This window comes from Pseudomonas sp. SORGH_AS_0199, assembly GCF_031453735.1.
Taxonomy (GTDB): Bacteria; Pseudomonadota; Gammaproteobacteria; order Pseudomonadales; family Pseudomonadaceae; genus Chryseomonas; species Chryseomonas aestiva.
In genome coordinates this window covers 2,084,306-2,105,579 of the sequence record NZ_JAVJAE010000001.1, presented here as the reverse complement: position 1 = coordinate 2,105,579, position 21,274 = coordinate 2,084,306, and the positions used below count along the sequence as shown (strand labels likewise).

Here is a 21,274-nt window from a genome sequence, read left to right as displayed (position 1 = left end):
GGGCACGCCGCCTTTGCTATCGCCTGATCGGGTCAGGGCATCCGCGATGACCACTCGCGAATGCCCGTCACCTCAGACACTGCTGCTGGCGAGATCCGCCAGTTCACGACTGGCGACGCTGTACATCGCATAGTCCTGACCGCTGGCATTGCGCAGATCCACCAGCAGACCGCGCCAGCGTTCCACCGCCGCCCGGTGACGCTCCAGCCACAGCGACAGCCGGGCTTCCGGATCGCTCGGCGCCTCGCTCAGATTGAGCATGGCCACGGTGATGGTGCGCTGCTGCACATCCACCTCGTCGCGGAAGGCTTCGCGGGCCAGGGCCTGCCAGGCATTGGCGACCGGCAACTGGTTGAGCTGCTGCTGATACCAGGCCAGATCCAGCACATCACCCGCCGCGAACCAGGTGGCCGCCACCTCCAGCGGATCCTGGGCGGTGACCTCCGCGGCCTGGATCACCGGCAACAGGGTATAGATGTGGTTGGTCCCGGCGACGACCCGTGCCAGCAGTTCAGGCACGCCCGCCTCGGTGTAGGCGCGGAAGCGCTCTTCCCAGTCCTGGCGCGGTTCGCCCTGCAGCAGCTCGTCCAGCCGTACGCCCAGCGCGGCGATGCGTGGCCCGAAGAAGGCCGCCACGGCGCCCGCGTCCAGGCCACTGCGATGGCTGCGCAGGAACCAGCGGGTCGCCCGCCGCCCCAGGCGCATCAGCTCGCTCATCAGACGCAACTGCAATTCCGCCGGCACCTGATGATCCAGGGCCTCCACCTGACGCCACCAGTGCGGCAGGTGCAGCACATCGCGCATCACCACATAGGCGCGGGCGACATCGGCCGCGCTCATGCCGGTGGACTCGCACAGGCGCTGCACGAAGGTGATGCCCATGTGGTTGATCAGGTCGTTGGCGATCTGGTTGGCGACGATCTCGCGCTTGAGGCGATGGCGCGCCATCGCCTCGGGGAATTGCTCGGTCAGGCGCTGCGGGAAGGCGCCCTGCATGTCCCGGGCGAGGTATTCGTCGTCCGGCATCGTGGACGCCAGCAACTGTTCCTTGAGGTCGATCTTGCTGTAGGAGATCAGCACCGACAGCTCGGAACGGGTCAACCCCTGCCCCTTGGCGGCGCGTTCGGCGAGCACCTCGTCGCTGGGCAGGAATTCCAGCGTACGATCCAGCTTGCCGCGCCCTTCGAGATCCACGATCAGCCGCTGGTATTCGGCCAGGTGGGTCCGCGCCCGATATTCCGCCAGGGACAGGGCACCGGTCTGCATGTAGTTGTTGGCGACCACCAGCTCGCCGACCTCGTCGGTCATCTCGCCCATCAGCGTGTTGCGCTGCTTGACGGTCATGTCGCCGGCGGAGACCACGTCGCCCAGCAGGATCTTGATGTTGACCTCGTGGTCGGAGCAGTCCACGCCACCGGCGTTGTCGATGAAGTCGGTGTTGCAGGCGCCGCCGTGCAGGCCGAATTCCACCCGTGCCAGCTGGCTCATGCCCAGGTTGCCACCCTCGCCGATCACCTTGGCGCGCAGCTCGCAGCCGTCCACGCGCAGACCGTCGTTGGCCTTGTCGCCGATATCGGCATGGGTTTCGAAGCTGGCCTTCACGTAGGTGCCGATGCCGCCATTCCAGATCAGATCGACCGGCGCCTTGAGCAGAGCATTGATCAGCTCGTTGGGCGTCAGGTGATCCGCCTGCAGATCGAAGCGCGCCTTCATCTCGGGGCTGATGGCGATGCGCTTGGCACTGCGCGGGAAGATGCCGCCGCCTTGGGAGATCAGGCTGGTGTCATAGTCGGTCCAGCTCGAACGTGGCAGGTTGAATAGCCGCTCGCGCTCGACATAGCTACGTTCGGCATCCGGATTGGGATCGATGAAGATGTGCAGGTGGTTGAAGGCCGCTACCAGCTCCAGGCTCCGCGAACGCAGCAGACCGTTGCCGAAGACGTCGCCGGCCATGTCGCCGATGCCCACCACGGTGACCGGATCGGTCTGCACATCGATGCCGCGCTCACGGAAGTGGCGCTGCACGCTGACCCAGGCGCCCCGTGAGGTGATGCCCATCTTCTTGTGGTCATAGCCCGCCGAGCCACCGGAGGCGAAGGCGTCGTCGAGCCAGAAACCGTAGTCCTGGGCGATACCGTTGGCGATGTCGGAGAAGGTCGCGGTGCCCTTGTCGGCCGCCACCACCAGGTAGGGATCGTCGCCGTCGTAGCGCACCACCGCAGCCGGCGGGACCACCTCGCCATCCTTGAGGTTGTCGGTGATGTCCAGCAGGCCACTGATGAAGATGCGGTAGCAGGCGATGGCTTCGGCCTGGATATCGTCACGGGAGCCACCGGTCGGCAGACGCCGCGGCACGAAGCCGCCCTTGGCACCCACGGGGACGATCACCGAGTTCTTGACCTGCTGCGCCTTGACCAGGCCCAGCACCTCGGTACGGTAGTCTTCCTCGCGATCCGACCAGCGCAGGCCGCCGCGGGCGACGTTGCCGAATCTCAGGTGCACCCCTTCCACGCGCGGGCTGTAGACGAAGATCTCGTAGCGCGGCACCGGGCGCGGCAGCTCGGGAATGGCCTTGGGATCGAGCTTGAAGCTGAAGTAGGCCTTGGGCTTGCCGGCGGCGTCGGTCTGGAACACGTTGGTTCTCAGGGTCGCCTTGATCAGGTCCAGATAGCGCCGCAGGATGCGGTCTTCGTTGAGCACCGCCACATCGTCGAGGGCGCTGAGGATGGCCTGCTCCAGACGCTGCTGCTTGTCGTCCAGGTCCTCGCTGGTCATGCGCCGTGCCAGGTAGAACTTCATGCGGAACAGCCGCACCAGCTCCCGGGCGATGTCGACGTGGGCATTGAGGGTGGCGGCGATGTAGCCGATGTCGAAGCCGATGCGGATCTGCTTGAGATAGCGCGCATAGGCACGCAGCACCGCGACGTCCCGCCAGGGCAGCCCGGCGGTCAGTACCAGGCGGTTGAAGCTGTCGTTTTCCGCCTGGCCGTCCACCACCTGGACGAAGGCGTCCTGGAAGGTGTCGTTGAGTTGCTGCAGGTCCAGCTCCAGGCCGGCCACGGTGGTGAAGGCGAAATCGTGGATCCAGTAGCGGCGGCCATTGCGATGGCGCAGCTCGTAAGGGAATTCGCCGAGCACGCGCAGACCGAGATTTTCCAGGATCGGCAAGACGTCCGACAGCGCCAGGGGCGTATCGGCGTGGTAGAGCTTGCAGTGCAGGACGTTGTCGCCGGTCTGGGTCAGCGGCTGGTAGAAGCCCATGGCCAGACGGCGATCGTCCTTCAGGTCCAGCAGGTGACGCATGTCCACCACGGCCAGGTGCGGCGCGAAGCGCTCGCGATAGCCGGCCGGGAAGCCCAGCGGATAGTCGGCCAGGATGGAAGTGCCCTGGGCTTCGCCGAAGCTGTCCACCATCAGGCTGGCGAAGTCGTCCTTCCAGCTGCGACAGGCCTGCACCATCTCCTGCTCCAGGCGCGCCGGATCGACGTCCTGCGGCTGCAGCGGATCGACCCTCAGGATGAACTGCACCCGCGCCAGCACGGATTCGGAGAAGAAGGTCCAGAATTCACAGTCAGTGCCATGCAGGCGATCCATGAGGATCTGCTGCATGCGCTGGCGCACTTCGGTGGAGTAGATGTCGCGCGGCACATAGGCCAGGCAGTAAAAGAACTGACCATAGGGATCGCGGCGCAGGAAGACGCGGACCTTGCTGCGTTCCTGGATCTGCACGATGGCCATGGCCGTGCTGAACAGATCGTCCACCGGGGTCTGGAACAGATCGTCCCGCGGCAGGCCTTCGAGGACCTGGGCCAGTTCCTTGCCGAGGTGGGCGCTGCTGTCGAAATCGGCGCGACGACGCACCTCGTCGACCTTGCGGCGGATATAGGGAATCTCCCGCACGCTGTCGTTGTAGACGCTGGAGGTATAGAGGCCCATGAAGCGGTGCTCGCGCACCACCCGGCCGCTGGCATCCACCTCGCGCAGGGAAACGAAATCGGGATAGGCCGGGCGATGCACCCGGCTCGGGTCGGCCGCCTTGGCGAAGGACAGCAGCACCGGCTCGCGCAGATAGCGCAGCGGATCACCGGACAGCGTGATCTCGGCGGTCTCGGGCCGGCCACGCAGGCGGCGCGACAGCCCCAGCAGGGAATCAGGCACATAGCGCTGAATCGCCGTCTCGCCATCGCCATCGACGGTGAATTCCTCGTAGCCGAGGAAGGTGAATCTGTCGTTGCGCAGCCAGTCGAGGAAGGCCTTCACCTCGGCCAGTTCCCCCTCCTCCACACCGGCCGGACGCCGATCCAGCCAGGTCAGCAGATCGGCGACCTTGGCCTTCATGGCCGCGAAGTCACCAACGGTCAGCCGGACCTCGCCGAGGATCTCCTGCAGCGCCGCCTCCAGGGTGCGCAACTCGGTGGCGGCCGCACAGCGGTCGATCTCAAGGAACATCAGGGCTTCGCGGGTGACCCCTTCGCCCTGCTGGCCCTTGGGCAGCAACTCGAGCAGGCGACCCTGGGCATCCCGGCGCACGCTGAGGACACTGTTCTGCAAGGTATGGACGCTATAGCCCTGGCGGTTGAGTTCCATCCGCACCGAATCCACCAGGAAGGGGGAATCGGCGTGCAGCACCTCGACCACGGTGTGGCTCGATTGCCAACCGTGCCGCTCGTAATCCGGATTGAAGACCTGCACCCGCGGCTCGGCCGGATCGAAGACGTCCAGCAGGCGCCAGGCCGACAGCACGCAGCCGACCAGATCGGACAGCCTACGCTGGGTGAGTTCTTCCAGCGGGACGATGCCGAAGAACTGGGCGGTGAAGCGATCCAGTTGTTCGAGGGTGTCCCCTTCGACATGGGCCGCGAGGGCATTCTTGAGTTGTTGTTGGAAATCCGCTTGGCTGGCAGCGGTGAAAAACGCCATAACCGTACTCCGTCCTGAAGGTGCTGTGGGCTTCGCTCCGCAGAGGACAGGCCTCTCCCGGAGCGAGTTCCACAAGGGACGAGGCCGGACTGCACCAAAAAAGTGCAAGGATGCAGTGCCGCTAGAGTAGCCGGCAAAGCCGCCTGCGCACGTACGTCAGGGCGACAACAAGATTCAGCTGCGGAACGAATCTCAATAGTGTGGCGGCGGGGCTTCGTCCGGCATGCCGCCACCGCCTGCGCTCTGCAACTCCGCCTGGCGTTCGGCCAGCATCCGGATCTGCGCCGCGCAGCGATCCAGCGTCCGCTGCTGCTCGACGATGATGTCGTTCAGCGTCTGGATGGTGTCGTCCTGGAACGCCTGGCGCATCTCCAGATCGGCGATACGTTCTTCGAGGGTCATGCCTGTGCCTCCTGTTCGAGCAGCGCTCGCCAGCGTTCCGTAGCGGCACGACCGGCTTCCGCGGTATAGGGCTCGCGTGGCGAGTGCCCCCACACCGGGCCGGGCCAGGCCGGATCACCTTCCTGCCGCAGCAGGACATGCAGGTGCAATTGCCGGACAACGTTACCCAGGGCGCCGATGTTCAATTTGCGGTCAGGGTGAGCGTTACGCAACACCTGGGCAACAAGTGTCACCTCTCGCCACAGTTGTGCCTGGTCCCGCGGTGACAGGTCGAGGACCTCGGTAACACCTTCGTGACGGGGCACCAGCACTAGCCAGTCATAGCGGCGATCGTTCAGCAGCAATACCTGGCACAGCGTCAAGGACGTCACTTCCAGGGAATCGCCGGCCAGTCGTGGATCTATTTGGAACATCTCATCTCCTGCTAACACCAGTCAGCACTAAAAGTGTGCACGGCTTGGGGAACGTGAAACCTTTGGTGTCACAAAGGTGCAATCAACCCGCCCGAAACTGCCCGTCACCCGGGGAGAGGCCTGACGATAGACAGGCGGGCTCGGCGTTTGGGGATTTGTGCACGCTTTTTGCTATCACGATCCGGGTACGACGATCGGACGGGAACTCTTAAAGAGCTTTCTTAAGAGTCACGGTTAATCCGCTCATCACACGCAAAATTTTGATGAAGCCTATCGCCCCTCTGAGAGAGGTGCTATATGTGCCGCCATTAGAACAAACAGCCACGGCTGACACGATGGCTGACTTTCAACCCAAAGGAGCATTTCTGATGCAAGCGATGAAGTGGAGCATTCTCGCCCTGGCCGTAGCCGCAGGGACCACTCAACTGGCTTTCGCCGACCAGCAGTCCGAATCCAAGGGCTTTGTCGAAGACAGCAAGCTGACCCTGTTGAACCGCAACTACTACTTCAACCGGGATCTCAAGAACGGCGCCAACGATCGTAAAGATTGGAGCCATGGCTTCCTGATGAACTACGCATCGGGCTTCACCCAGGGCACCGTGGGTGTCGGTGTGGATGCCTTCGGCTACCTGGGCCTGAAACTGGACGGCGGTCGCGGCCACGTCGGTTCCGGCAACCTGCAGATCGACAGCGACGGTCGCAACAAGGACGAGTACTCCACCGCTGGCGCCGCAGTGAAACTGCGCGTCTCCAACACCGTCCTGAAGTACGGCAACGTGCAGCCCACCTCCCCGGTCTTCGCCGTGGGTGGCAGCCGCCTGTTCCCGCAGACCGCTACCGGCTTCATGCTGACCAGCGAAGAAATCGAGAACCTGTTCCTGGAAGCTGGCCACATCACCGCTGCGCGTGACCGCACCAACACCTACCATGACGGCAACTTGGGCGCGACCTACGCGTCTGGCATCACTGCCGGCTCCGCCGACTACCTGGGCGGCAAGTACAAGATCAACGATCAGCTGAATGCGTCGCTGTACTACGGCCGCATGGAAGATCTGTGGAACCAGTACTACGCCAACGTCAACTTCGTGCAGCCGCTGGCGGCCAACCAGGCACTGACGTTCGACTTCAACTACTACTACACCAAGGACGCTGGCAGCGCCAAGTTGGGTGATTTCACCAACAATGCCTACTCGCTGGCCGCCGCCTACAGCATCGATGCCCACACCTTCACCCTGGCTTACCAGGGCGTGAGCAGCGACTCGCCGTTCGACTACGTCGGCGTCGGTGGCAAGGGTGCCAACACCGGCAACGGTGGCGACAGCATCTTCCTGGCCAACTCCATCCAGTACTCCGACTTCAACGCCTCCGGCGAGAAGTCCTGGCAGGCGCGCTACGACCTGAACATGGCTACCCTGGGCGTACCCGGCCTGAGCTTCATGGCCCGTTACATCTACGGTCACGACATCGACGCGCCCAAGGGCGGCACCGCCTACGCTGGCCTGTACCAGGACGGCGACAAAGAGCGCGAGACCAACGTCGAAGCCAAGTACGTCCTGCAGAGCGGCCCGGCCAAGGACCTGTCCTTCCGCGTCCGTCAAGCCTGGCACCGTGGCGACGCCAGCACCGGCGGCACCGTCAACGAGTTCCGCCTGATCACCGAGTACCCGCTGAACATCCTCTGATAGAGGCCAGCGTCACTCGCACGATCCAGCAGCCCGGCATTCGCCGGGCTGTTCTTTTCCGACCCTTAGTCGGTGCCACCCGCGTCCCTGTACGCCCTGCCCCACCCCGCCGTACAATGCCGGTCCCGTCTCGATGCCGACAGACCGCCTAGCCATGCGTACCAGCCAGTTCCTGCTGTCCACCCTCAAAGAAACCCCTTCCGATGCCGTGGTGATCAGCCACCAGCTGCTGCTGCGTGCCGGCATGATCCGCAAGCTGGCCTCCGGCCTCTATACCTGGCTGCCGCTGGGCCTGCGCGTGCTGCGCAAGGTGGAAGCCGTGGTGCGCGAGGAAATGAACGCCACCGGTGCCCTGGAGGTGCTGATGCCGGCGATCCAGCCCGCCGAGCTGTGGCAGGAATCCGGTCGCTGGGAGCAGTACGGCCCCGAGCTGCTGCGCCTGAAGGATCGCCATCAGCGCGATTTCTGCGTGGGCCCGACCCACGAGGAAGTCATCACCGATCTGATGCGCAACGAGTTGAACAGCTACAAGCAGCTGCCGATCAACCTGTACCAGATCCAGACCAAGTTCCGTGACGAGATCCGCCCGCGCTTCGGCCTGATGCGCGGCCGCGAATTCGTGATGAAGGATGCCTACTCCTTCCACCTGAACCAGGCGTCGCTGCAGCAAACCTACGACGACATGTACCAGGCGTACTGCAACGTCTTCAGCCGCCTGGGTCTGAATTTCCGGCCGGTGCAGGCCGACAACGGCTCCATCGGTGGCAGCGGTTCCCACGAATTCCATGTGCTGGCCGGCTCCGGTGAAGACGACATCGCCTTCAGCGACAGCTCCGACTACGCCGCCAACATCGAGAAGGCCGAGGCCCTGCCGCGGGAAACCGCGCGCGGTGCCGCCAGCGAAGAGTTGCGTCTGGTCGATACCCCCGACACCAAGACCATCGCCGATCTGGTGGAGAAATTCGGTCTGGCCATCGAGAAGACCGTGAAGACCCTGGTGGTACGCGGGGCCGAGGAAGGCAAGCTGGTCGCCCTGGTGGTGCGTGGCGATCACGAACTGAACGAGATCAAGGCGGCCAACCTGCCGGAAGTCGCCAGCCCCCTGGTGTTCGCCACCGAGCCCGAGATCCGCGCGGCCATCGGTGCCAGCCCTGGCTCCCTGGGCCCGATGAATCTGTCGATTCCCTGCATCGTTGATCGCTCGGTCGCCCTGATGAGCGACTTCGGCATCGGCGCCAACCAGGAAGACAAGCACTACTTCGGCGTCAACTGGGAGCGCGATCTGCCGCTGCCCCAGGTCGCCGACCTGCGCAATGTGGTGGCGGGCGATCCGAGCCCGGATGGCCAGGGTACCCTGGTGATCAAGCGCGGCATCGAAGTGGGCCATATCTTCCAGCTGGGCACCAAGTACAGCGAGGCCATGAAGCTGTCGGTCCTGGGCGAGGAAGGCAAGCCTACCCTGCTCACCATGGGTTGCTACGGCATCGGCGTGTCCCGCGTGGTCGCCGCCGCCATCGAGCAGAACCACGACGAGCGTGGCATCCGCTGGCCGGCTGCCCTGGCACCGTTCAACGTCGCCCTGGTGCCGATGAAGTACGAGAACGCCGCGGTGAAGGACGCGACCGATCGCCTCTATGCCGAACTGAAGGCCGCCGGCTTCGATGTGCTGCTGGACGACCGTGACAAGAAGACCAGCCCTGGCGTGAAGTTCGCCGACATGGAGCTGATCGGCATCCCCCACCGCCTGGTGGTCGGTGAGCGCGGCCTCAATGAAGGTCTGGTCGAATACAAGGGCCGTACCGACAGCGACAGCCAGAACATCGCCCTGGCTGAGATCGTCGACTTCCTCAAGGCCCGCTGAGGACTACCGCTTCAGGTCAGGCGTCCGTGCGCCTGACCTGGAAGTCGGTGAAGCCTTCACAGGCCACCTCCTCCAGCACCACCCCGGTCACCCGGGCCGCTGCCGGCCCCCTGCCAGAGCCAGCGTTCCAGCTGGGCAAGTGCCTCGACCGAACCCTCCAGGTGGCACTCCACCCGGCCATCCGCCAGATTTCGCACCCAGCCGGTGATGCCCAGGCGCTGCGCTTCCTGCCGCGTGCTTTCGCGGTAGTAGACGCCCTGTACGCGGCCACTGATCAGGCCGTGACGCGCCGCTCTATCCATCATCGCGGGGCGCTCCTTTTTTCCAGCGCCGGCGCGACCTTGAGCCAGTGGGCCACGCTCCCGGCCAGCAGTTCATGACGCTGTGCCTGCAGCCGCGCGAAAGCTTCCCGCAGCTGCGGATACCAGTCACCTGGAAAACGTTCGGCGGGCGGCCAGCAATCCGGTGCGGGAGGCGCCCAAGGCGCGCGATCCAGCAGGTCCAGTAGCGCATAGCCATGCAGGTCGCGGCAGAGCACCCAGTGGCCGCTGTCGTTCTGGCACACCAGGCGTTCCTGTTGCAGGAAGGCCAGCACCGCGTGCCACTCATGCTCCGGCAGCTTCCAGCCGGCCTGGTGCAGCCGCCCCAGATGCAGGCTGGAGCCGCTCTGCTGGCGCTCCAGAAAGGCCCGCAGCACGGCGAGCAGGATGAAGAAGGCCGGCAGGGGCGCGCGGCGCCAGTGATGGGTGGTGGACAGGCTGCAGACCACCTCCGCGCCCAGCAGCACGATCAGCCAGCAGACATAGATCCAGACGAGGAACAGCGGTACCGTGGCGAAGGCGCCATAGATCAGCTGGTAGCCGGGAAAGTAGAAGACATAGAGACCGAACAGACTCTTGGCCGCCTCGAACAGCACCCCGGTCAGGGCCCCGCCGATCAGCGCGTGGCGCAGCGGGACCCGGGTATTGGGCACGGCCGCGTACATCAGGGTGAAGGCGGCGATGCTGAACAGCAGCGGCGTGACCTTGAGCAGCGCCTGGGCGCCGGACATGCCGTAGGAGCCGAACACCAGAGCCACCGAGGCCAGGTAGGTGCTCATGGCAAAACCGGCGCCCAGTAGCAGGGGCCCCAGGCTGAGCACCGCCCAGTAGAGCAGGAAGCTGGAGACCCCACGCCGTGGAATGCGCACCCGCCAGATGTCGTTGAAGGTCTTTTCCACCGTCACCAGCATGAAGAAGGACGTCACCGCCAAGAGGGCCACGCCCAGCCAGGTCAGGTGACGGGCCTGCTCGATGAAGTTGCGCAGGTATTCCTCCAGGGTCGCCCCGGTGGAGGGCACGAAATTGCGGAAGATGAAGGCCTGGATCTGCACTTCGGTGCCCTGGAAGGCGGGTATCGCCGAGAGCATGGCGAAGGTCACGGTCATCACCGGAACCACGGCGAACAGCGTGGTGTAGGTCAGGGCCGCGGCGTTGTTGGGCGCGCGATCCTCGATGAAGCGGTCGGCGAGGTAGCGAACGAAGGACAGCAGTTCACGCAAGCGGGCCGGCATTGGCGGTTCCTCGAAAGGCACGGTCAAGGGCTGGCGCGGCAGTCCTCGCCAACCCGCTACAATGGGCATCTTACCTTCTATGGATCAGCCCATGAGTGAAATCGTCCTCTATCACAACCCTCGCTGCTCGAAATCGCGGGCAGCGCTTGAGCTGCTGCAAAGCCGCGAGCTAGCCGTGTCGGCGGTGCCCTACCTGGAGGCGCCGCCGGATGCCAGCGCCTTGCGCGAGCTGCTCGGCAAGCTGGGCCTGGAGGCGCGCCAGTTACTGCGTACCGGCGAGGAGGCCTATCGCGAATTGAACCTGGCCGATCCGGCGCTGGACGAAGACGCCCTGATCGCGGCCATGGCCGCCCATCCCAAGCTGATCGAAAGACCCATCGCCGTGTGCGGCGAACGCGCCGTCGTCGGTCGTCCCCCCGAGCGTGTCCTGGAGATCCTGCAATGACCCCCGAAGCCTACGTCCTGGTGCTCTACTACAGCCGCCATGGCGCCACCGCCGAGATGGCTCGCCAGGTTGCACGCGGGGTCGAGATGGCCGGCATGGCCGCGCGCCTGCGTACCGTGCCGGCGGTGTCCGCCGAGTGCGCTGCTGTTGCCCCGGCAGTGCCCGAGCAGGGTGCGGTCTATGCCACCCTCGATGATCTGCGCGACTGCGCGGCACTCGCCCTGGGCAGCCCGACGCGCTACGGCAACATGGCCGCCGCCATGAAGTATTTTCTCGACGGCACCAACAGCCTCTGGCTGACCGGTGCCCTGGTGGACAAGCCCGCCGGCGTCTTCACCTCCACCGCCAGCCTGCATGGCGGCCAGGAGAGCACGCTGCTGTCCATGGCCCTGCCGCTGCTGCACCACGGCATGCTTATCACCGGCCTGCCCTACAGCGAGAGCGCCCTGCTGGAGACCAAGGGCGGCGGTACGCCCTATGGGCCGAGTCATTTCGCCGGGGCGGATGGCAAGCGCGCACTGGACGAACAGGAGACGGCGCTGTGCCGGGCCCTGGGCAAGCGCCTGGCGACCCTGGCGGGTCGCTTGCAGAAGAAGTAGGAGCCGGCGCGGCTACCAGCCCATGATTTCCTTGACGAAGGGAATGGTGAGCTTGCGTCGCGCCTGCAGTGACGCCTGATCCAGACGTTCGAGCATGTCGAACAGGGCGTCCATGCTGCGGGTATTGCGTGAGAGGATGAAGCGGCCGACCTCGTCGGTCAGGTGCAGGCCACGGCGGGAAGCGCGCAGCTGCAGGGCGCGCAGCTTGTCTTCGTCGGACAGCGGGCGCAGCTGGAAGACCAGCGCCAGGGTCAACCGCGACTTGAGATCGGCCAGCTGCACCGGCAATTGCCGCGGCGCCGCGGTGCTGGAGATCAGCAGCCGCTTGCCGGCATCACGCAGACGATTGAACAGGTGGAAGAGCGCCTCTTCCCAACGCCGCTGGCCGGCCAGGGCGTCGAGATCATCGAGGCAGACCAGTTCGCACTGCTCGAGGTTGTCGAACAGCTCGACGCCGTAGTCGGCCAGTTCGCCCATGGGCAGGTAGATGGCGCGCTCGCCCAGTTCCTCCAGGCGGTGACAGGCGGCCTGCATCAGATGGCTGCGACCGGCGCCCGCGCCACCCCAGAGATAGATCAGACTTTCCGTCCAGCCGGCATCCGCATCGCAGAGACGCTCGACATAGCCGAGCGCCGCGGCATTGGCGCCAGGGTAGTAATTGACGAAGGTGGCGTCGTCACGCAGACGAATGCCCAGGGGCAGCTGTAAAGGCATCATGCCAGCTCGAACGGCTCTTGGCAGTTTCGCGAGGGCGCCAAGTCTAACCAAATCCCGGGTCCCTCGCAGCAGCCGCTTCAGTCTTGGGTGTCGGCCCTCATGGCCAGCGGAAATACAGGGTGGTACGTGCCGGCTGAGCGGATGGGGCCGGCTGGGCCGCAGGCGCGTTCGGCGTGGCCGTGGCGTCGACGGGCGTGCCCGGGGTCGCAGCTGGCGGAGTGGCAGGCGCAGCATTGGCGGCCGGCGCCGAGGCGGGCTGCAGCCCGGCAAGACCGAGTTGCGCCTGCAACTGGTCCGGATTGGCAGTGAGGTCGTAGGTCAGCTGAGTCCCCTCGACCTTGACCAGGCGGCTCGACAGGGGCTCCAGGACTTTCTGCAGCTGGGCATAACGCTCGAAGTTGGAATTGTCGGCCACCAGGGTCAGCGGCTGGGTGGTGCCCGGGCGGGAGACGAATTTCTTCGACAGGCGCGCGGGCCACGTCCTGCAATACCGCAGCCGCCAGGGCGTCCTGATCGGCCGCCTGGCTGCTGCCCTGCTCCGCGGCGCCGTTGTTCCACAGGCGCCACTGGGCCTGCCAGCCATTGCCCTGGGGCTTGGCGTGCACCGCCAGCAGGGCATTGGCGCCATAGCGCTCGGAGGCCTGGCGCAGGGCGGTCGGGTCGTTGGCGTCGATGTTGGCGGCGGTGCCGGCCAGTTGCTCGTTGAGATCGGCCAGCGGCAGGCGGATCGGCAGGCCGGCGCGCTGGGCGCCACGCTGGACGCCGGTGCTGGCGGGCTGGCCATCACCCACCAGGGTCGCCCCGCTGTCGGCGTCGTTGAGCCACCAGATCATCACCACCGGACGATTGGCGCCCCATACCGAGAGCCCCGCCTGGCCCAGGGCACGCTCGGTAGCGGCCGGGTCGAAGTTGGCCACCAGCACCTCCGGCGGGCCGGCGTCATAGCTGTACTGGCTGATCAGGGATTCGGGCGCCGCCAGGGCACTGGCAAGACCCGGGGTCTGGCCGGCCTGGGGATTGCCGGTCAGGCGTCCGGCCAGCACCTGCAGGGCGCGCTTGAGGGCGGCATTGCGCTCGTCCGGTTGTTGCGAGGTCACCGGCTCGCGGACCTGGTAGAGGTTGTCCACCACCTCGGCGCGGGCGAGCGGACTCAGGACCAGCAGCGAAGCGAGCAACGGAAGGACGAGACGGCGCATGGCGATTCCATAGAAAGGGCAAGGGGCATACCTTAAAAGCCGCCCGATCCGCGAGCAAGGGCACTGGGTCGCGGGCTGCGCAGAAGGTAGCGACGGAGACTGCCCGCCCGGCGAACGGATGGGCGACCAGGCTCAGACCACGGCAGGCTGGCCGGGTGCCATCGCCGCCCGGACCGGAGGCCGCGGCCGGCCGCGTGCTTTGGCACGGCTTCTGGTAAAATCGCCCGCCTCATTGCCGGCTGGCGCCAGCCGGCTCGTTTCGCCATTAGCCAAAGGCCAGGATTCATGAGCAAACAACCCCAGCTGAGCTACAAGGACGCCGGTGTAGACATCGACGCCGGTGAGGCTCTGGTAGAACGCATCAAGGGCGTCGCCAAGCGCACCGCCCGCCCGGAAGTCATGGGCGGCCTGGGGGGCTTCGGTGCCCTGTGCGAGATCCCGGCAGGCTATCGCCAGCCGGTACTGGTCTCCGGCACCGACGGCGTCGGTACCAAGCTGCGCCTGGCCATGAACCTGGCCAAGCACGACAGCATCGGCATCGACCTGGTCGCCATGTGCGTCAACGACCTGGTGGTCTGCGGTGCCGAGCCGCTGTTCTTCCTCGACTACTACGCCACCGGCAAGCTCAATGTCGACGTCGCTGCCCAGGTGGTGACCGGCATCGGTACCGGTTGCGAACAGGCCGGCTGCTCCCTGGTGGGTGGCGAGACCGCCGAGATGCCCGGCATGTACGAAGGCGAAGACTACGACCTGGCCGGCTTCTGCGTCGGCGTGGTGGAAAAGTCCGAGATCATCGACGGTTCCAAGGTGGCCACCGGCGACGCCCTGATCGCCCTGCCCTCCTCCGGCCCGCACTCCAACGGCTATTCGCTGATCCGCAAGATCATCGAGGTGGCCGGCGCCGACATCGAGAACATCCAGCTCGACGGCCAGCCGCTGACCGAACTGCTGATGGCGCCCACCCGCATCTATGTGAAGCCGCTGCTCAAGCTGATCAAGGACACCGGCGCGATCAAGGCCATGGCCCACATCACCGGTGGCGGTCTGCTCGACAACATCCCGCGCGTGCTGCCCGAGGGTGCCCAGGCGGTGCTCGACGTGGCCAGCTGGCAGCGTCCGGCGGTATTCGACTGGCTGCAGCAGCAGGGCAACGTCGACGAGACCGAGATGCACCGCGTGCTGAACTGCGGCGTGGGCATGGTCATCTGCGTGGCCCAGGATCAGGTCGAAGGCGCCCTGCAGGTGCTGCGTACCGAGGGCGAGCAGCCCTGGGTCATCGGCCGTATCGAACAGGCCGCCGAGGGCGCCGACCAGGTCGTGCTGAACAATCTGAAACAGCACGGATGAGCCCTGCCGACTGCGCCGTGGTGGTGCTCATCTCCGGCCACGGCAGCAACCTGCAAGCCCTGCTCGACGCCGCGACGCCGCCCGTGCGGATCGCGGCGGTGATCGCCAACCGCGCCGAGGCCTATGGCCTGGAGCGGGCCCGCCAGGCCGGGATCGCCACCCGGGTGATCGATCACCGCGAACACGGCGATCGCGACAGCTTCGATGCGGCCCTGGCGGCCGCCATCGACGCCCAGGGCGCCGATCTGGTGGTCCTGGCCGGCTTCATGCGCATCCTCACGCCCGCCTTCGTGCGGCGCTACCAGGGTCGCCTGCTCAATATCCATCCCTCGCTGCTGCCCCTGTACAAGGGCCTGCACACCCACCAGCGCGCCCTCGATGCCGGCGATGCCTGGCACGGCTGCAGCGTGCACTTCGTCACCGAAGAACTGGATGGCGGTCCGGTCGTCCTGCAGTCGCGGGTGCCGGTACGGGCCGAAGATACGGCGGAGAGCCTCGCGACACGGGTACACGCCGCCGAGCACCTCCTTTATCCTGTGGCCGTGCGGTTGTTCGCCGAAGGTCGTCTGCGGCTGGGTACCCTGGGTGCCGAGCTCGATGGCGAGGCACTGCCGCCTACCGGGGCCACATTGCCGTCGCTGACGGCCGCGGCCTCCCTTTCCTGATCCAAGGAGAAACTGATGCGACGTCTGTTGTTCCTATTGGCCACCCTCTGCAGTGCCTCGGCCTTCGCCTTCGACCTGCAGCCGTTCACGGCCAGCTACACCGCCGACTGGAAGCAGATGCCGGTCAGCGGCTCGGCCGAACGCTCGCTGGAGAAAGAAGCCGATGGTCGCTGGGAGCTGAAGTTCGAAGCCTCCATGCTGGTCGCCGGCCTCAACGAGTCCAGCACCTTCCGCCACGAAGGCGAAGCCTTCCTGCCGGACACCTACCAGTACAAGCGCAGCGGGCTGGGCAAGAGCCGCGAGAGCGAGCTGACCTTCGACTGGGCCGCCAAGAAGGTCACCGGCAAGGACAAGGACGATCCGGTCAGCCTGCCCCTGGATCGCGGTCTGCTGGACAAGTCGACCTATCAGCTCAAGCTGCAGCAGGACGTGGCCGACGGCAAGAAGAGCATGAGCTACCAGATCGTCGACGGCGACAGCATCGACACCTACGACTTCCGGGTCATCGGTCCGGAGCGCATCCGCACCCCGCTGGGCCTGTTCGATGCCATCAAGGTGGAGCGCGTGCGTGATCCCACCAAGAGCAGCCGCAAGACCGAACTGTGGTTCGCCAAGGACTGGGACTATCTGCTGGTGCGTCTCTACCAGCAGGAGAGCGACGGCAAGGAATACCAGACCAGCCTCAAGGAAGGCTCGGTCAACGGGCGCACGGTGAAAGGCGCCAACTGATCAGGTCTGCAGGCAAAACGCCCTCTTCGGAGGGCGTTTTCCTTTATCCACCAAGCAGGCGTGGTTGCTGTCTCAGCAGGAAGGCGGTGCGTATCCAGCAGCCCTCTTCTGGCGTTTTACAGAGGTGCCTATCGCGGCCATGGGCCGCTCCTACACCCTTGTTGATCCTGCAGGAGCGGCCCAAGGCGATGATGCCGCCGCCGGACGACAACCGCAGGCGCGACAGATTGTCGCAGAAGTTGTAACGACTTGTTGCCGAGATACGCCTTGGTCCTGAAGCGAAACGCTCTAGTATGGGTTTTCAAGCCCTGCCGTAGTGCGGGCTCGACCAAGGAGATACAGCATGACCATTACCGTAACCGAACGTGACGAAGACCATATGTCCCGCGAAGCCCGTGGCCTGGGCATGCATCTGTGGGACGTGAAACAGGAAGGGGAATTGGTCGGCGTCTACCAGAGCGAAGCCGATGCCCTGGAGTACAAGGAGCAGATCGAACACGAAGGCGCGTCGCACGCCGAGTGAGTCGAAAGACCTTTTTACCGACTGCCTGAAAAAGGCCCGTCTCTTGGAGGCGGGCCTTTTTCGTTTCACGGCGGAGCGAGGGGCTGCGGTAGGATGGATTGAACATAGCCAAGCCCAACATCACCTGGCCCAACGGTGTGCTCGGCATCCCTAACCCCAGCCCTCTCCCAGGGGGAGAGGGGGTGGACTGGCATAGGTCAGTGTCCCGTAGGTTGGGCTGAGACGGCTTTATCGTCGAAGCCCAACATGACCCCAACCTCGCCCCTAGTGCAGCAGCTCGTCGGCGAAGACCTTGTCCAGGGTGATGGGCAGATCCCGGACCCGCTTGCCGGTGGCGTGGAAGATGGCGTTGGCGATGGCTGCCGCCACCCCGACGATACCGATCTCGCCAATGCCCTTGGCGCCCAGCGGATTGACGATCTCGTCGAGCTCCTCGACGAAGATCACCTCCAGCTGCTGGATATCGGCCTGCACCGGGAAGTGGTATTCGGCGAGGCTGTGGTTCATCCAGCGACCTTCGTGGGTGTCCATCATCCCCTCTTCCTGCAGGCCCATGCCGATGCCCCAGACGATCCCACCGGCTACCTGGTTCTCGCCGGTCTTGAGATTGAGGATGCGGCCGGCGGCCACCGCGGTGACCACGCGACTTACCTGGACGCTGCCGAAGTCTTCGTCGACCTTGACCTCGACGAACACCGCCGAGTGGGTACCGGTGGCGTAGTTGTCGCGCTCTTCCGCCGGCTCGGCGCTGGCCAGGGTTTCCATGGACGGCGAACCCGAAGCCTTGAGGATGGCGGTGAAGTCGACGCGCTGGGCCGGATCGGTCTTGAGACTGATGCCGCCATCGGCGAACACCACCTGCTCCAGTTCGGCCTCGGCCAGCGGGGAGTCGTCCATCTCCTTTGCCGTATCCAGCAGTTGCTGACGCAGCTGGTCGCAGGCCAGTTTCACGGCGGTGCCCACCGAAGACACGGTAAAGGAACCGCCTTCGAGGGGTGCCTTGGGCAGAGTGGAATCACCGAGCTTGAAGGTCACCTTGTCCAGCGGCAGACCGAGGTTCTCGGCGGCGATCTGGGTCATCACCGTATAGGTGCCGGTGCCAATGTCGGCCGTGGCACTGGCCACCACCAGGCTGCCGTCGATGTTCATCACCGCCTTGGCGGTGGCAGGTTGTTGCATGGCTTCCCAGACCCCGGTGGCCATGCCCCAGCCCACTAGCTGGTTGCCGTCGCGCATGGAACGCGGCGCCATGCTGCGCTGTTCCCAGCCGAAACGCTCGGCCGCCTGGCGATAGCATTCCAGCAGTTCCTTGCTGGAATAGGGCTTGCCCTTGGCCGGATCCGTGTCGGTGAAGTTGCGGATGCGCAATTCCAGCGGATCGATGTCGGCGGCATAGGCCAGTTCGTCCATGGCGCTTTCCAGCGCATAGACACCCAGCACCGCGCCGGGGGCGCGCATGTCCAGCGGGGTGTAGACGTCCAGCGCGGCCAGTTGATAGGCCAGCTTGACGTTGGGACAGGCATAGAGCGACGCCGACCAGACCAGCACCATTTCGGTGAAGTCTTCGAAGCGCGAGGTGATGCCGAGGGCGCTGTGGTCGATGGCCTGCAGCTTGCCGTCGCTGTCGCAGGCCAGCTTGATCTGCTGATAGGTCTCGGGACGATAGCCGAAGGTAAACATTTGCTGGCGGGTCAGGGTCACCCGCACCGAGCGCTTGAGCTGCAGCGCGGCCATGGTCGCCAGGACCAGCTGGTATTGCGGACGCAGACCGGAACCGAAGGCGCCACCGACGAAGGGCGAGATGACCTTCACGTCGCCCTCGCCCAGGCCGAAGATGCTGCTGACGAACTGGGCGCTGTTCTGCACACCCTGGGTCTTGTCGTGCACCGTCAACTTGCCGTCCTTGTGGTAGATGACGGTGGAGGCATGCATCTCCATGGGGTTATGGAATTCCGCCGCGGAGTGGTATTCGGCTTCGATGCGGGTAGGCGCCGCGGCCCAGGCTGCCGGGGCGTTACCCCGATTCTCCGGCAACTCCATGGGTGCTTCGTGGGCCTGGTCGCGAGCCTGGGCCAGGTCGGTGGCGTGCTCCTCTTCGCTGTATTGGGCACGGATCAGCGCGGCAGCGTGGCGCGCGGCCTCGAAGGTCTCGGCCACTACCAGGGCGATGGGCTGGCCACTGTAGAGGATGCGGTCGTTGTACAACGGCCGAAAGGGCTTGCCGTCAGCCGCATCCATGTCGGTATAGCTCTCATCGTAGCTGGCCATCTTGGGTCGATTGAGGTGGCTGAGCACCTCGATGACACCGGGCTGGGCCAGGGCTTCGCTGACGTCCAGGCCGAGCAGGCGACCCTTGGTGATGGTGGCGTTGACCACGAAACCAAAGGCCAGATCCGGCACGCTGAATTCGCCGGCATACAGTGCCTGGCCGGTGACCTTGAGCGGACCATCGACGCGGGGAACGGCTTTTTGCAGATGGACGACGGTCATTGCAGGGTACCTCCGGCGGCTTCGGTAAGGGCACGCACGATGGCGCGCCGTGCCAGTTCGATCTTGAAGCTGTTATGGGCGAAGCCCTGGGCGCCTTGCAGCAGGCGATCGGCCAATTGGCCGAAGGCCGCCTTGTCCGCCACCTGACCGACCAGGGCCTGTTCGGCCTCGGGCAACCGCCAGGGCTTGTGGGCCACGCCGCCCAAGGCGACACGGACCTGCTTGATGCGCTCGCCATCCAGTTCCAGGGCTGCCGCGACCGAGACCAGAGCGAAGGCATAGGAGGCGCGGTCGCGGATCTTCAGGTAGGCGCTGTGGGCGGCCAGGCTCTCGGCGGGCAGAGTCACGGCGGTGATGAGTTCGTCGGCGGCGAGGTGGGTGTCGCGCTCGGGAGTGTCGCCGGGCAGGCGGTGGAAATCGGCGAAGTCGATGACCCGCTCGCCGTTCGGACCGCTCACCTCGACCCGGGCTTCCAGGGCAGCCAGGGCCACGCACATGTCCGAGGGATGGGTGGCGATGCACTGCTCGCTGTGGCCGAGGATGGCGTGGATGCGATTCTGCCCTTCACGAGCGCCGCAGCCGGAGCCGGGTTCGCGCTTGTTGCAGGGGGTGCCCACGTCATAGAAGTAATAGCAGCGGGTGCGCTGCAGCAGGTTGCCGCCGGTGGAGGCCATGTTGCGCAATTGCGGGGAAGCGCCGGCGAGGATGGCCTTGGCCAGCAGCGGATAGCGACGCTGCACCTCGGGGTGGTAGGCCACCTCGGCGTTCTTGACCAGGGCACCGATGCGCAGACCGCCCTCGGTGGTGGTCTCGACCTCGCGCAGGGGCAGGCCGTTGACGTCGATCAGTTGCTCGGGGCGCTCGACGTTTTCCTTCATCAGGTCCAGCAGGTTGGTGCCGCCGGCGATGAAATGGGTCTGGGGGCCATGTTGGCGGATGGCATCGGGCACGGCGTTGGGCTTGGCATAACCGAAGCGGTTCATTCGCGGCCCTCCCCTTGCTGGCAATCCGGACGCGCCCGCTCGATGGCGGCGCGGATGTTCCGATAGGCTCCGCAGCGGCAGAGGTTGCCGCTCATCTGCTCGGCCACCTCGGCCTCGCTGTGGGCGTGGCCCTCCTTGAGCATGCCGATCGCCGAGCAGATCTGCCCGGGGGTGCAATAGCCGCACTGGAAGGCGTCTTCGGCAACGAAGGCGGCCTGCATGGGGTGCAGCTGGTCGCCCTGGGCCAAGCCCTCGACGGTGGTGACCTCGGCGCCGTCCTGCATGACCGCCAGGGCCAGACAGCTGTTGATGCGGGTGCCATTGACCAGCACGGTGCAGGCGCCGCACTGACCATGATCGCAACCCTTCTTGGTGCCGGTCAGGTCGAGGTGGTCGCGCAGCAGATCGAGCAAGGTAGTCCAGGGCTCGACCGCCAATTGCAGCTGCTTGCCATTGAGGGTCAGGGCGATGGTATGGGACTCGGGTTCGGCCAGGGGCTGAACCTGGCGCGCGGGGGTGGCGTTCATGGCGGACCTCACGGTTAAAGCCGCGGGGTGCAGATTGCCCCCGTGGTCGGAATAGGCGGTGGCAGCGAAGGGCCACCTCAGGTAAGGGACTGTCCCCGACCGGAACCGGTTCAGCACCCCTGCCCAGCGGTATTCAACGTAACGTTGAAAGCCGCTCAGCGATACGGTGAGAGTCCCGATCCAGAGCCTTTCCTCGGCGTCAGGACATATTCGGTATGGCGCC

The 21,274-nt window shown here is 65.3% G+C and carries 16 protein-coding genes and 2 pseudogenes; 8 read left to right on the top strand and 10 right to left on the bottom strand.

The genetic code is table 11. From position 1 onward, the window contains the following. Positions 1 to 72 precede the first annotated feature (72 nt). From QE444_RS09840 to QE444_RS09830, 3 genes are all read right to left on the bottom strand, one after another. Positions 73 to 4,920 carry an NAD-glutamate dehydrogenase gene (locus QE444_RS09840; protein ID WP_309738192.1) on the bottom strand — a complete coding sequence of 1,616 codons (4,848 nt, stop codon included), beginning with the start codon at positions 4,918 to 4,920 and terminating at the stop codon, positions 73 to 75. A gap of 192 nt (positions 4,921 to 5,112) precedes the next feature. Next, the gene (locus QE444_RS09835) at positions 5,113 to 5,322 is read right to left on the bottom strand and encodes a SlyX family protein (protein ID WP_064306679.1); all 210 of its coding nucleotides are present in this window, start codon (positions 5,320 to 5,322) and stop codon (positions 5,113 to 5,115) included. Continuing rightward, positions 5,319 to 5,735, bottom strand: coding sequence for an HIT family protein (locus QE444_RS09830; protein WP_309738189.1), 417 nt, complete (start codon positions 5,733 to 5,735; stop codon positions 5,319 to 5,321). The genes QE444_RS09835 and QE444_RS09830 overlap by 4 nt, the downstream gene beginning before the upstream one ends. 368 nt (positions 5,736 to 6,103) lie before the next feature. On the opposite strand from QE444_RS09830, the gene QE444_RS09825 reads away from it, so the two are divergent. Further along, the gene (locus tag QE444_RS09825) at positions 6,104 to 7,417 is read left to right on the top strand and encodes an OprD family porin (RefSeq protein ID WP_133859715.1); all 1,314 of its coding nucleotides are present in this window, start codon (positions 6,104 to 6,106) and stop codon (positions 7,415 to 7,417) included. Between the two features lie 154 nt (positions 7,418 to 7,571). Then, on the top strand, positions 7,572 to 9,278 hold the full coding sequence (locus tag QE444_RS09820) for a proline--tRNA ligase (RefSeq protein ID WP_309738186.1): 1,707 nt from the start codon (positions 7,572 to 7,574) through the stop codon (positions 9,276 to 9,278). A gap of 16 nt (positions 9,279 to 9,294) precedes the next feature. Here the strand turns inward: QE444_RS09820 and QE444_RS09815 are convergent. Together QE444_RS09815 and QE444_RS09810 are read right to left on the bottom strand one after the other, a co-directional pair. After that, positions 9,295 to 9,580 (bottom strand): annotated as a pseudogene (locus QE444_RS09815) (acylphosphatase). Continuing rightward, entirely contained in the window at positions 9,580 to 10,830 is a 1,251-nt protein-coding gene (locus QE444_RS09810; RefSeq protein WP_309738185.1) for a YihY family inner membrane protein, read from the bottom strand. The pseudogene QE444_RS09815 and the gene QE444_RS09810 overlap by 1 nt, the downstream one beginning before the upstream one ends. 91 nt (positions 10,831 to 10,921) lie before the next feature. Between QE444_RS09810 and arsC the strand changes: the two genes are divergently transcribed. Both arsC and wrbA read left to right on the top strand, forming a co-directional pair. Further along, positions 10,922 to 11,275, top strand: a complete 354-nt coding sequence (gene arsC, locus QE444_RS09805; RefSeq protein WP_273861232.1) for an arsenate reductase (glutaredoxin) — start codon at positions 10,922 to 10,924, stop codon at positions 11,273 to 11,275. Then, positions 11,272 to 11,874, top strand: coding sequence for an NAD(P)H:quinone oxidoreductase (gene wrbA, locus QE444_RS09800; RefSeq protein ID WP_273809074.1), 603 nt, complete (start codon positions 11,272 to 11,274; stop codon positions 11,872 to 11,874). The genes arsC and wrbA overlap by 4 nt, the downstream gene beginning before the upstream one ends. Before the next feature lie 12 nt (positions 11,875 to 11,886). Here wrbA and hda read toward each other — a convergent pair whose 3' ends face one another. Together hda and QE444_RS09790 are read right to left on the bottom strand one after the other, a co-directional pair. Next, positions 11,887 to 12,591, bottom strand: coding sequence for a DnaA regulatory inactivator Hda (hda, locus tag QE444_RS09795; RefSeq protein ID WP_064306685.1), 705 nt, complete (start codon positions 12,589 to 12,591; stop codon positions 11,887 to 11,889). A 97-nt stretch (positions 12,592 to 12,688) separates the two neighbouring features. Continuing rightward, positions 12,689 to 13,787 (bottom strand): annotated as a pseudogene (locus tag QE444_RS09790) (DUF2066 domain-containing protein). Between the two features lie 285 nt (positions 13,788 to 14,072). On the opposite strand from QE444_RS09790, the gene purM reads away from it, so the two are divergent. The 4 genes from purM (at position 14,073) to QE444_RS09770 (ending at position 17,051) form a co-directional block, all read left to right on the top strand. Next, complete coding sequence (purM, locus tag QE444_RS09785) at positions 14,073 to 15,134, top strand: phosphoribosylformylglycinamidine cyclo-ligase (RefSeq protein WP_187978766.1); 1,062 nt, start codon at positions 14,073 to 14,075, stop codon at positions 15,132 to 15,134. Then, positions 15,131 to 15,799 carry a phosphoribosylglycinamide formyltransferase gene (gene purN / locus QE444_RS09780; RefSeq protein WP_187978765.1) on the top strand — a complete coding sequence of 223 codons (669 nt, stop codon included), beginning with the start codon at positions 15,131 to 15,133 and terminating at the stop codon, positions 15,797 to 15,799. Before purM ends, purN begins: the two co-directional genes overlap by 4 nt. A gap of 15 nt (positions 15,800 to 15,814) precedes the next feature. Next, on the top strand, positions 15,815 to 16,528 hold the full coding sequence (locus QE444_RS09775) for a DUF3108 domain-containing protein (RefSeq protein WP_017638949.1): 714 nt from the start codon (positions 15,815 to 15,817) through the stop codon (positions 16,526 to 16,528). 343 nt (positions 16,529 to 16,871) lie between these two features. Continuing rightward, complete coding sequence (locus QE444_RS09770) at positions 16,872 to 17,051, top strand: hypothetical protein (RefSeq protein WP_133859723.1); 180 nt, start codon at positions 16,872 to 16,874, stop codon at positions 17,049 to 17,051. Between the two features lie 264 nt (positions 17,052 to 17,315). Here the strand turns inward: QE444_RS09770 and QE444_RS09765 are convergent, their stop codons facing one another. Genes QE444_RS09765 through QE444_RS09755 form a run of 3 tightly spaced genes read right to left on the bottom strand, consistent with a single transcriptional unit; the run spans position 17,316 to position 21,051 of the window. Then, positions 17,316 to 19,541: a xanthine dehydrogenase family protein molybdopterin-binding subunit gene (locus tag QE444_RS09765; protein WP_309738174.1), complete on the bottom strand. Its 2,226-nt coding sequence runs from the start codon at positions 19,539 to 19,541 to the stop codon at positions 17,316 to 17,318. After that, positions 19,538 to 20,524: a xanthine dehydrogenase family protein subunit M gene (locus QE444_RS09760; RefSeq protein WP_309738172.1), complete on the bottom strand. Its 987-nt coding sequence runs from the start codon at positions 20,522 to 20,524 to the stop codon at positions 19,538 to 19,540. The genes QE444_RS09765 and QE444_RS09760 overlap by 4 nt, the downstream gene beginning before the upstream one ends. Continuing rightward, on the bottom strand, positions 20,521 to 21,051 hold the full coding sequence (locus QE444_RS09755; RefSeq protein WP_133859726.1) for a (2Fe-2S)-binding protein: 531 nt from the start codon (positions 21,049 to 21,051) through the stop codon (positions 20,521 to 20,523). The genes QE444_RS09760 and QE444_RS09755 overlap by 4 nt, the downstream gene beginning before the upstream one ends. Between the last annotated feature and the right edge of the window lie 223 nt (positions 21,052 to 21,274).

Bases quoted from the DNA above. Each gene is read 5' to 3' on its own strand.
- purM (WP_187978766.1), top strand. From the start codon at position 14,073: ATGAGCAAACAACCCCAGCTGAGCTACAAGGACGCCGGTGTAGACATC.
- QE444_RS09775 (WP_017638949.1), top strand. From the start codon at position 15,815: ATGCGACGTCTGTTGTTCCTATTGGCCACCCTCTGCAGTGCCTCGGCC.
- hda (WP_064306685.1), bottom strand. From the start codon at position 12,591: ATGATGCCTTTACAGCTGCCCCTGGGCATTCGTCTGCGTGACGACGCC.
- QE444_RS09765 (WP_309738174.1), bottom strand. From the start codon at position 19,541: ATGACCGTCGTCCATCTGCAAAAAGCCGTTCCCCGCGTCGATGGTCCG.
- arsC (WP_273861232.1), top strand. From the start codon at position 10,922: ATGAGTGAAATCGTCCTCTATCACAACCCTCGCTGCTCGAAATCGCGG.
- QE444_RS09760 (WP_309738172.1), bottom strand. From the start codon at position 20,524: ATGAACCGCTTCGGTTATGCCAAGCCCAACGCCGTGCCCGATGCCATC.
- QE444_RS09810 (WP_309738185.1), bottom strand. From the start codon at position 10,830: ATGCCGGCCCGCTTGCGTGAACTGCTGTCCTTCGTTCGCTACCTCGCC.
- QE444_RS09840 (WP_309738192.1), bottom strand. From the start codon at position 4,920: ATGGCGTTTTTCACCGCTGCCAGCCAAGCGGATTTCCAACAACAACTC.
- QE444_RS09825 (WP_133859715.1), top strand. From the start codon at position 6,104: ATGCAAGCGATGAAGTGGAGCATTCTCGCCCTGGCCGTAGCCGCAGGG.
- purN (WP_187978765.1), top strand. From the start codon at position 15,131: ATGAGCCCTGCCGACTGCGCCGTGGTGGTGCTCATCTCCGGCCACGGC.
- QE444_RS09770 (WP_133859723.1), top strand. From the start codon at position 16,872: ATGACCATTACCGTAACCGAACGTGACGAAGACCATATGTCCCGCGAA.
- QE444_RS09835 (WP_064306679.1), bottom strand. From the start codon at position 5,322: ATGACCCTCGAAGAACGTATCGCCGATCTGGAGATGCGCCAGGCGTTC.
- wrbA (WP_273809074.1), top strand. From the start codon at position 11,272: ATGACCCCCGAAGCCTACGTCCTGGTGCTCTACTACAGCCGCCATGGC.
- QE444_RS09755 (WP_133859726.1), bottom strand. From the start codon at position 21,051: ATGAACGCCACCCCCGCGCGCCAGGTTCAGCCCCTGGCCGAACCCGAG.
- QE444_RS09820 (WP_309738186.1), top strand. From the start codon at position 7,572: ATGCGTACCAGCCAGTTCCTGCTGTCCACCCTCAAAGAAACCCCTTCC.
- QE444_RS09830 (WP_309738189.1), bottom strand. From the start codon at position 5,735: ATGTTCCAAATAGATCCACGACTGGCCGGCGATTCCCTGGAAGTGACG.